Origin of the sequence: Psychromonas aquimarina ATCC BAA-1526 (assembly GCF_000428725.1) — a bacterium.
Lineage (GTDB): Bacteria > Pseudomonadota > Gammaproteobacteria > Enterobacterales > Psychromonadaceae > Psychromonas > Psychromonas aquimarina.
The window spans coordinates 1-10,568 of the sequence record NZ_AUAM01000068.1 but is presented as its reverse complement, the minus strand read 5'-3'; the positions used below and the strand labels follow the sequence as shown (position 1 = coordinate 10,568).

Genomic DNA, 10,568 nt, shown 5'->3' with positions numbered 1-10,568 from the left:
GAAACGTCAAAAAGGTAAACCTAAATTATTTACTTCAGCAGATTTTTACTTTGATAAGTCAACGTTAACGTGTCGTTGTCCGGCAGGAAAAAAGATGTGGCTAAGCGTTAAACAGATTGAAACCGACCATCGGCAATATATTCGTTTTGCCGGGCATTTAAAAGACTGTCGAGCCTGTCCGCTACAGTTGCAATGTATGAGAAAAGCAGTGGGTAAGCAAGGGCGGCAAGTGCAGTTTTTAATAAATAAAGGAGTTAAGCCAGTCTCTTATACAGATAAAATGCGCGTGAAAATAGATAGCGGAGCTGGCCGACGGCAGTACAGTAAACGACTGGGGGCGATAGAGCCTGTGTTTGGTAATATTACGGTCAATAAAGGCATGAACAAGTTTACACTGCGTGGACAAGAGAAAGTGAATGCGCAATGGCAGATGTATTGTTTAGTGCATAATATTGAAAAGTTAAGAGCCAGCCTGCATTGAAGATGGACTAATTGATAGTCATCAGCCCGAATATTACTCCCCCTACAAGCTCACCATCAGTTTTACACCTCAATTCAATAAATCAGTCATCCAAAATAGAATAATCTATTGAATATCAAGCAAATGTAAATTACTGTGTTTGTATTTTTGGGTGCTGACTGAAAATGAGTAATTCTACAGCCTCGTTATGTAACAGTACATAAGGAAATACGATGGGACAATCTGCATCACAAGCAGCTACATTCTACAAAGATGTTGCTAAAAATGGAAAGCTGTGGACTTGCCGAGATTCTGGTGGAAATCCAGCTCCACTTAAATCTGATGGCAGAAGAGCTATGCCGTTTTGGTCTAGTTTGAGTAGAGTTCAGAAAATAATAAAAACTGCACCAGAATATTCAGCATTTGAACCCGAAGAACTTTCTTGGAATGACTTTATCGCAGTATGGGCTCCCGATTTAAGCGAACATAATTTACTTATTGGTGTGAATTGGAGTGGAGTGTCAGTCACAGGCTACGATTTTGAGCCAAAAGATGTTATAGACAATGTCGAATTTCACCGTTAAATAGTTACATAACAATCCGTTAAAGTGCGACAAAATACAGTTGGCTATTTTCGCTGCGCTCAAGTTTAGCCAACAATATTTTGCGCCTTAACAGGGGCGTTAGCCTACCAATATGGAATCTACTATGAAATGTTTTTTTACCTTCGTTATCTTGACTTTAATCACTATATCATCTGCTATTTCAGCGGAAGTGATTTCAGATGTAGGTAGCAAACCTAATTTTTTTAAAAGTAATATGGCTCGCATTGAGTTAGAGATCCCTGAAGGGTGGCACTTTATGAATAACGAAGTAGTTGCAGAGCGTCGTGCGACTGCAAAATTAAAAGATAAACAAATGCAAGATGCAATTCAAAATCTCGCATCAGCTCCGCTTGTTGCTGCAACAATGTACCCCGAACCATATGAATCACTAAACCCAAGTATACAAGTTCTTGTCAGACCACTCGGTAAAGTGAAGGGTGCAACAGCATCTCAAATACTTGGCATTATTAAACCATTTCTTGAAAAGTTGTTTGAAGAATTTGAGCTTTTAGAGCCAATTACTGATTTTGAACTTGATGGAATAAATGCCGCTCGATTTTCGGCGCGTTACACAGTTCAAAACCAAGAAGGGACAATATTCCATACTAGATCTATTATGATGGTGGTTCCTAGAGGTAACTATATGTATCAGTTTAGTTTTTCATCTCCACCAGAAGGGAAAAACTTACTTAGCAAAGAAATAGTTAATCGCTTTATTAATTCTGTTCACTTTATAGAGTAGTTAGGCTAACAAGCCGTTAAAGTGCGACAAAATACAGTTGGCTATTTTCGCTGCGCTCAATTTTAGCCAACAATATTTTGCGCCTTAACAGGGGCGTTAGTTGCCCCCACGAATCTAAAAGAAAATTAGGTTGCTTGGTGTGGCTTTAAATTCAAAGGTCCGGTGTTTTTAAACGGTGTGTTTTCGCCTTTTGAGTTGTTTGTAGTTTACCAATTTGAGTTTTATTGAAGGCTCAAATTCATCGGTTTGGTGTGTCGTGGCGGTGGGTGCAAACGCACTTCACTTCTGAATACACGCTTAACTTAAATCAGCGTTGGTTGTTTGTTTCAAGTAAGCAATCAACTAACAAAGCGTTCAATCGGACGCATTACGGCTTGTCATTATTTTTGCGAAGAGAAAACCAGCAAAAATAAAGCCAATCTTATGCGCCGTTTAACGAGAGCGTTGGTATGACTCCCCACGTCAAGTTAAACCGCACTTAATCTAACTTTTTTTTCAAGCCATGCTGTTTGTTGTCGGGTAAAAAGTTAATACATACGATGAAGCTGCAATGTCGACGGTTTTCATGCTGGTATTCGTGGGTTATGACTTTTCAGCCACCTATCCTACCTTGCTTATTACGTCGTGGTGCCGGTCTTCAGTCTAGGAACATGGTTCAATAATGATGTTCTATTATTGCCGATATAACGCCCTCGAAGGTTACACCTATCCGTTGCTTGACCGTATGTACTAACTTATAAACTGTCATTTAATGATTATCCTCTTACTATTTTACGGTAGTAATTCTTGATGTTCTTAACTTCGGGTTAACAGGTACTAAAACAACCGCGCGGGCAATTGCCCATATAAAACCAACTAACTCACGTGCTATAGCGATGACCACCACATTACGCACTTTACCGCGCCGCATTAATCGCTGATAACGTCTGCACAAACGCAGTTGTGCCTGCCAGGCAATATCAATCACTTCCTGGGGGCAAACCTTCCTGTCGTTTACACATCTCGGTTGATACTTTGGCTGCGAATTTATAGGTATGGGCGGCTTCAGTCAGTAAGCGCCTTGCCCGCCCGTTACCACATTTTGTAATACTGCCTTGTCGCCGGTGGCTGCTGGTTGTGTGCTCTGAAGGTACTAAACCCAGATAAGCCATTAACTTACTGGGATGGTCAAAGCGTTTTAAATCGCCTAGTTCAGCAATGATGCCGACAGCCACGGTTAATTTAACCCCGCGCATTGCTTGCAGTGCCTGCACAACGGGATAGTAACGCCAACTTTTGGCTTGATAAAGCAGCTCATTATCGAGGCGTTGTAATCGATTAATACGTTCGTTAATGGTGTGGATCATTTCCTGTAATACAATTTGCTGACAGGTGTGCGGCAGTATTAACTGCGCTAACCAGCGCAGGTGTTGTAATGTCCAGTTGGCCGTGCCTGAGTAGGTGACATTATTACGAAGAAGCAGTGCTTTAAGTTGGTATTTCCCATCTTTTAAATCCTTCATTGCGGTTTCTCTAGCACGAGATAAATCACGTACCGCTTCATCGTCTGGCTCGGGCACATAGATTGGGTCAATCTCGTTATTCTTTAACAGCTGACATAGCTTCAATGCATCGCGTTTATCGGTTTTGATTTTGTCTCCGGGCTTTTTCGGAACTAAAGAGGGCGCAACGATATAGCAGCAGTGCCCGAGGCTGGTGATGAAACGGTAAAGCCAATAGCCACAGGGACCGGCTTCATAAACGAAATGGAGCGTTGCATGCGGGTACTTGGACTGCAGTTGTCGAATGAGTTTTGTTATGGCCTGCTTGGTATTGGGAATACGGCCCTGATGAATTGGTTTGCTCAACCTCTCATCTTCGCAATAAGCGACATTATCAAAGTCTTTATGGGTGTCTAACCATATGAAAATCATGCTATTGTTATTCATGCTAGCCTCCATTTAGTTTGTTTCACAACAACTATTATGGCTCTGGTATAACTAACCCACGAATTGGAGGCTAGCACCTTAGTGGGGAGTCATTATGTCTAGCTGTACACGATAGTTACGTAACTTTCACTTATATTAGGATTATTCTTTTGAGTGGTTTAGAAAAATTAATTACAAATCAAACACTCATTTCGAGTGAGCTTCAAAGGATCGAGGATGAGAAAAAGGCATATACATCTTCTTTGCGTAAAAAATGCGAAGAGCTTAATATTCGCTATTACTCTTCTGAAAGTGACGAGCAGCTGTTAGCCAAAATAAAACGAGGAAAACGTAAGGTAAAGACCCCTGAAGATGAGTGTTACGTAGTGTTTTCAATTGTTCCCAAAAGTGAGGTATATCCGACATCTATTAAAGTGGGTATTACACAATATTTATCAAGTTACTACAAATCAATTAAAGAAGCTGAGAATGGCTTTGTTATCCATCATTACCGATTTGAGAATAAACAAGCTGCATTGGAAATGCAGTCAGGTGTTTTTAACAGCATGGAAAGAAAACGTTTAGGCCAATATGCCTCATCTCGTCATAGAATTACCCTAACAGCCTTAACTGACGGCACTTTAGACCCGATAATTGAGGATAGTGAATATAGCCTAGAGGAAATTGAATCTAAAGTTCAAGGCTTGGCTGGTTTGTCAAAGTACAGCTAACAAGGGCATTCAAGCGCATTACGGCTTGTCATTATTTTTGCAAAAGAAAAAGACGCAAAAATAAAGCCAGCCTTCAGCGCCGTTTAACGAGAGCGTTATGAGTAATCGAGAATGAGTATTAAAGCTATTATTGAAAAGGCAAGCGAAGGTACCCTTGACGAAAAAGAGGTAATCGCTTTTTCTGGGGCTTGTCGAATCTCATTGGATGAATTCGCACACGAATTCTCAAAATATGTTGCGCAAAACTATTGGGATGGCTTATATGATTACTCGTTTTGTGATGGCGCAATGAATTGGTTGTATGGATTCTTAACTGATCCTGCTTACCTAGAGAGTAATGACAATACGATCTCAGAGTTTCCTCTTGAGGTATATCTTGCTTTCGATGCGGGCGAATATCGCCACTCTGGTGACGAAGAATCGGTAGATCCCGTGCGTAAGTACACTGATCCAGCAATAGATAAGGTGCTAAGTGCCAAAAACTCATACAAGGCAATTAAATCGGACATAAAACAGTTGGCTATTGTTCGTGCCTCACAATTGTAGCCAACTATTTTCTGCCGTTTATTGCGGCGTATGAGCCTGTACATATTTATCTAAATTACATTCTACTTAAAAACGATATTATCTAACTAAAGGAATACAATGATAAAATCACTAAAAATAGGACTATTAATCTTTTTGGTGTCTGCACTACTTAGAACCGTAATGTCCGGCAGTGATACCTCCGAGTCTATTGAACAATCTCAAGAATCATTTAGCCCTTCTAGTGAAGCCTCAGCGATAGAAAAAGTAGAGGGTCTTCCATTGATCCCTAATCGAGCTGAGTATATGGCTAGAGCCCTAAAATATGGTAAATCTTTTAAGTTATCTGGTGATGCCAATGTTGTAGAAGAGTTCGAAATAGACAACATAAATTATAGTGTTATTAGCTTAACAGATTATTCTTTTAAAGGCTGGTTACTAGGTGTCGTTGAGAGTGATCGATTAGATGTCTTTCAAAGTGAATACGGGGAACTGGATGATGCATATATTGAATACTCAAATGAAACTAAGACATTGAATCCATATGGTGAAGAAATGTTTGTATTCGTGATTAAAAATATCTATACCACAGAAAATGTATCCAAGTCATGGGTTAATGATGATATTGATTTTAAAACTGGAAATATACAATTCGATTTATGCCTAGAGTCAAAAGCAAAGTATTCAGCTGCAGGTAAACGTGGTAGTGAATATTTTTGGGGCTGTATTTATTATGTACATAAATCAGGTGGTTGGGATTGTGTAGCTGATGGTATCAATAAATTTGATAATTTAGATATAGCAATGAATTCATGTGGTGTAATTAACCGAATAAAACCTATTAATGAATTATGTCAAAGTAACTTAGATTTATATATACAAACCACTTCGTATGACTATGGTGTAATTTCATGTGCTGATTTTAACGGTTATGAAGAACATTGGAATTGTGTTTCAAGCCGTTATAGTGGTGGAGATAATTTCTTTGACACTCTCGACATGTGTGGAATTCAGTAATTACGGCGGCGCATAACAAGGCGCTGAAAATGGAACTAAAACAGTGGGTTAAGTTTCGCTTCGCTACACATTATAACCCACTATTTTAGTCCGCTTAGCGCAGCGTTTATGTGCCAGTGCTAAGTTTCTAGAAAATAGGATTGTTTATGAAAGATAATATAGAAGAGAAATGGCCCCCAAAAATCGGACACGACCTTAAGTGATTAATCTGTTTTAATAACCAGCATCACAGCTGGAGCAGATAATGACATAGAAAATGTAGAAACCACTCACCAGAATTTAAAGCTAAGGCTGCATTAGCAGCGGCTTCGTTCAACAAGTTGCTATGGTGTCAATTATTAGCTTTGTACATCAACCTTTCCGGTCCGGTATTTTAGAATCGAATGTAGAAAGAATCGCATCATACCTGCCGCTGTCCTTGAGTTTTCTCAATCCCGAATCAAGTTTATCAGCCAGTTCTTCGACATTGGCAAGGTCTTTATTGAACAGCATATAATAGGACTTTTCATTTAACGGCTTGGGGTGATGAGTGAAATTGGTTGATTCAGAATCATCAAATAACATTTCTATCTGATAATATCCCACATTAAGAGCATTTGGATAAACATCAATTCTGGAAGAGAGAATTTTTCTATAATTTAAATCTTCCTTTCCTACATATTCCACGTCTATACCGGAATTTTCAAGTACCTGAGTAATGGAATATCCAACAGTGCCTCCTATTCGGTATTTTTTTAAATCATCAAAATTGGACCAGTCAAATTTCGAATCTTTTAAGTGAAAAAAAACTGTTTTCTCTATAAGTATCGGTTCGTTATTTATATAGAAATCCTCCTCCCTCTGTTTAGTTCTATACCATGGGAATGTCCCGTGAAATTTCCCTAAGCGGCTATATTCAAAGCTTCTTTTCCAGGGGAAATATTTGTATTCAACATGAATATCTTCCAGTTCAAAAGCTTCCTGAACCAGAAGTTCCAGTACTTTGCCTTTTTTCTCTCTGCTGGACGTATATGGTTCCCAATCCCCTATGGCAAGAGTTATAGACTCAACTGCAGGAACAGCAGGGGAAAGTGTAAACAATAACAAATAACTTAATAACAGTTTTTTCATAATAACTTATCTAACAAAAGCCAGACTTAAATTGTAGTGTAGAATTATGTGCTTTTCATAACTCTATGATCCCCACAAGTGATTCAGAGTAAAGATTAAGCAGGGAGCAGGGCGTATATAGTCGTTAGATCTTCGGCCTTATGCCTAGAATCTGTTCATCTTCCGGTTTGCTGACTTTTGTATTTCGATTAATAACGGTTATATAGTTATTTTTTACTTCTTCACCTAATATTCATATTAACCTAATGGTTATAAATAACTGACGGCATGGATGTCAGCTCGCATCGGGATCATAAACACAGGTTCAGCTGATTTTGTTGCTTTTTGAGAGTGTTATTGGGATGTGGAAATAGGATTATAGTGATGAAGAAATTACTGCTGACGATATTTATCGTTATATCTGCGGGCATAAGTGCTTTCTCCACTGATAATATTATTAAGGTACGCGTGTCTGATTTCCCGCCGTTGTATTACATGGATGATGCAGGGGAATGGAGCGGTCTTGATGTTGAACTTGCAGGTGCGCTGATAAAAGAAGCTGGTTTTAAGGCCAAATTTATACCTACATCCTGGGCCGCCGGGTTAAAGCATATCGAAAACGGTACTCTTGATATGATGATGAATATGAGTAATACCGCAGAAAGATCTAAATATGCAAACTGGATCGGACCTGAACGAAAGACGCAAATGGTTCTGGTAGTAAGTGAAGGCAACCAGTATATGCCGATAAAAGAGCTGGATGATTTCATCAAGATTTCAAAAGCTCAGAATATTAGATTCGGCATTCAATACAATGTGCATTATTCGAACGAATTCAATAATAAAATGAAAAACTCTCAGTTCATGAACTGCTTCGAGTTGGTTAAGAATATTAAAATGAGTGCACGCAAGGTTAAGGCAAAACATATAATGGGATTTTTTGAAGAGAAAGTCAGTATGGTTTACAGGATTCAAAATGATCCGAATTATGACGGTTTAGTTATTCATCCTTTCATTCTTCAGGAAGAAGATGTGTTTTTCGGTATAAGTAAAAAAACATCCCGGGAAGTTTATGAAAAGCTGCAGAAAGCATTTGTGAAACTTGAACAAAACGGGACGTTGGAATCGATAAGGAAGCGCTATTCGCATTTGTAGAACTTCTGCTTCCGTTCTTACTCTTTTTTGCTGTAAATATAATTTCCAGCACTCTCTTAGTTGTTGCATAAATATCAAATAATTACCATACTGAGCACGAAATTTATTTTTCCAGCAGAGAGCTCACAATGGAAGACTGTTTCTTAGTATTTGATAAAGAAAAAAAAGATCATGTCAGCAGCACTGTACTTGCCCTTTTTAATGAGGCGGTATTGCCTCGAGTCTGGTCAACTAAAAATGCAGTCAGCTTTGCACCGCAAAGTCGGGTTTTTGCCTATGTAAATGATCAGCAGGCTCCCGCCGTTATCGAAGCCGCTGTTAAAGGTAACTGGCACCTGGCACTTTTACCACATCCCGACGCAGGTTATTCTCGACGTGGTTTTTGTATACAAAAAGATCTTCAAAAATCGATTACAGATGCAGAAAATGCTCTGCCCAAAAAAGTAGATATATTACGCTGTAATGGTGAACTCGTATTAAGCTCTGTTGTACTCGGTCATGGTTTTAATTTACGGCCGGATGGTCAAAGCTCTATCCGGCAGGAACAGCTGAAAAAAAACTGGTACAATATTCGTCATATTAATGATTTTGTACCGCAGAAACTCTCCTTCAGCACGGCTAATGAAGGCTCTTTCAGTACGTCCGCTGTAGGCGTGGTGATCGCTGAGCATATCCATGGCTCTTCACTGCCCGGCAATATTTTATCTGACAGCCATATCAATGACGGTATGTGTCATACCATGATCTTAGCGCCGCGCAGCATAATGGAAATGCTGCTCTTTTTTGTTACTGTTCCGTTTCGCGGGGTAACAAAGCAGCCTGAATTTCTCGGCCTGGTAAAAACTCAATCGATCACTGTTGCTAATAATAAGAAGCTTTCTTTCACCATAGACGGGCGCGCTAAAACTGCATCTGAATTAGTAATAGAGTCTGAGCCTAGAGTTTTAAACTTACTGGCTGGCGAAGATCTGCCGCTTTCCGAGAGTGCACCAAGCAGTAAAGAACAGCGGAAAATCACTCGCCTTCCTGCAGGTGAGGCCGTTACAGCGATGGCCGGTAAACCATTGCCTTTTATTGCACATGCCGCAACGGAAGAATTTAAAGAGCTCTATCAGTTACTGCGGGAAAACGCAGTTGTCTCACCAGTTTTTTTAACCCTGATGGTCTTATCAACATTACTGGCGACTATCGGCCTTTACGCCAGCTCTGCGCCGGTAATTATCGGCGCAATGATTTTAGCGCCGTTAATGGCGCCGATTATCTCATTAGCCATGGCATTAACCCGGCAGGATGCCGGTCTGCTTACAGGCAGTTTAAAAACGCTGTTTACCGGTTTATGTACGGCTCTGTGTTTTGCTTCATTTGCCAGTTTTATAATGCCGATGGAAATCATTACTCCTGAAATTTCTAACCGGCTTAGCCCCAGCCTGTTAGATTTAGGAGTCGCGGTTATTTCCGGGGTTGCCGGCGCCTATGCGCACGCCCGTATTAGTGCGGCGAAAAGTATGGCTGGCGTGGCCATTGCTGTTGCACTAGTGCCCCCGTTAGCCGTAACAGGTATTGGTTTAGGCTGGCTGGATTTTCATGTTGCCTGGGGAGCATTACTGCTGTTTTTAACCAATCTTGCCGGTATTGTTTTTGCTGCTTCATTAACCTTTTTAGCGTTAGGTTTTGCGCCTTTCACTCGTGCTAAAAAAGGTCTGAGTATCGCACTTACTGCGGTGATTGTGGTAAGTATTCCGCTGCTGCTGAGTTTTAACCGTCTCTCTGATGAAGCAGAAATAGTACAAAAACTGCAGGGGCAGGTTATCGGCAATGCAGCTATTCGAGATATTCGCGCGCGTGCCGTAGAGCCTTTGCAGTTATCAATTCAGCTGGTTACTCCAACGTCACTGACTGATGTCGATCTGGACAGCGTTAAACAGGCTATTGAGACAAAGCTGGGGCGTAAGGTGATTATGGAAGCGCAGGTGATTATTCGCCGTGAATAAACCTATTAAATCAATCTGCTGGCTTAAAGGAGCTGAACAGCTGTCTCTTATACATAAATCCTCACTAAGTAATTAGTGGGGATTTTTTTTGAACTAAATCTTCAAGTTATGATCTGATCTTCAAGAATAATTGGAGGTTAACTATGATTGATAAACATTTAGATTGGGCAAATAAACAATTTGGAGAAACAGACTTAGGTGATCCAAGACGAACCGCTCGTCTGGTAAAATTAGCTTCAACTTTAGCAAATGAACCTGGAAAACCACTTGTGAATATCACTCAGTCCCCCGCTGATATGGAAGGCGCATACCGCTTTATTCGAAATGAACATATCGATGCATCTGC

General features: G+C 40.1%; 10 protein-coding genes and 1 pseudogene. 9 read left to right on the top strand and 2 right to left on the bottom strand.

Annotated elements, in window-relative coordinates; genetic code table 11:
• From G337_RS0117785 to G337_RS0117775, 3 genes are all read left to right on the top strand, one after another.
• Window positions 1-481, top strand: a 481-nt coding sequence (locus G337_RS0117785; protein WP_028865084.1) for a transposase, incomplete at its 5' end; no start/stop codon positions are given.
• A gap of 212 nt (window positions 482-693) precedes the next feature.
• Entirely contained in the window at window positions 694-1,044 is a 351-nt protein-coding gene (locus G337_RS0117780; protein WP_028865083.1) for a DUF2750 domain-containing protein, read from the top strand.
• A 124-nt stretch (window positions 1,045-1,168) separates the two neighbouring features.
• Window positions 1,169-1,807: a hypothetical protein gene (locus G337_RS0117775; protein WP_028865082.1), complete on the top strand. Its 639-nt coding sequence runs from the start codon at window positions 1,169-1,171 to the stop codon at window positions 1,805-1,807.
• A 766-nt stretch (window positions 1,808-2,573) separates the two neighbouring features.
• Here G337_RS0117775 and G337_RS26600 read toward each other — a convergent pair.
• Window positions 2,574-3,735, bottom strand: a pseudogene (locus G337_RS26600) (IS110 family RNA-guided transposase).
• A 149-nt stretch (window positions 3,736-3,884) separates the two neighbouring features.
• Here G337_RS26600 and G337_RS0117765 point away from each other — a divergent pair.
• The 3 genes from G337_RS0117765 (at window position 3,885) to G337_RS0117755 (ending at window position 5,987) form a co-directional block, all read left to right on the top strand.
• Window positions 3,885-4,445 carry a hypothetical protein gene (locus G337_RS0117765; protein ID WP_028865081.1) on the top strand — a complete coding sequence of 187 codons (561 nt, stop codon included), beginning with the start codon at window positions 3,885-3,887 and terminating at the stop codon, window positions 4,443-4,445.
• 111 nt (window positions 4,446-4,556) lie between these two features.
• Complete coding sequence (locus G337_RS27855; protein ID WP_051303365.1) at window positions 4,557-4,991, top strand: hypothetical protein; 435 nt, start codon at window positions 4,557-4,559, stop codon at window positions 4,989-4,991.
• 99 nt (window positions 4,992-5,090) lie between these two features.
• Window positions 5,091-5,987 carry a hypothetical protein gene (locus G337_RS0117755; RefSeq protein WP_028865080.1) on the top strand — a complete coding sequence of 299 codons (897 nt, stop codon included), beginning with the start codon at window positions 5,091-5,093 and terminating at the stop codon, window positions 5,985-5,987.
• A gap of 351 nt (window positions 5,988-6,338) precedes the next feature.
• Here the strand turns inward: G337_RS0117755 and G337_RS0117750 are convergent, their stop codons facing one another.
• Entirely contained in the window at window positions 6,339-7,097 is a 759-nt protein-coding gene (locus tag G337_RS0117750; RefSeq protein WP_028865079.1) for a substrate-binding periplasmic protein, read from the bottom strand.
• Between the two features lie 363 nt (window positions 7,098-7,460).
• Here G337_RS0117750 and G337_RS0117745 point away from each other — a divergent pair, with 363 nt between their 5' ends.
• From G337_RS0117745 to G337_RS26590, 3 genes are all read left to right on the top strand, one after another.
• Window positions 7,461-8,231: a substrate-binding periplasmic protein gene (locus tag G337_RS0117745; protein WP_028865078.1), complete on the top strand. Its 771-nt coding sequence runs from the start codon at window positions 7,461-7,463 to the stop codon at window positions 8,229-8,231.
• 128 nt (window positions 8,232-8,359) lie between these two features.
• Entirely contained in the window at window positions 8,360-10,222 is a 1,863-nt protein-coding gene (locus G337_RS0117740; protein ID WP_028865077.1) for a TIGR00341 family protein, read from the top strand.
• 143 nt (window positions 10,223-10,365) lie between these two features.
• Window positions 10,366-10,568 (top strand): IS4/Tn5 family transposase DNA-binding protein (locus tag G337_RS26590; RefSeq protein WP_037027902.1); only part of this gene is annotated, 203 nt, incomplete at its 3' end.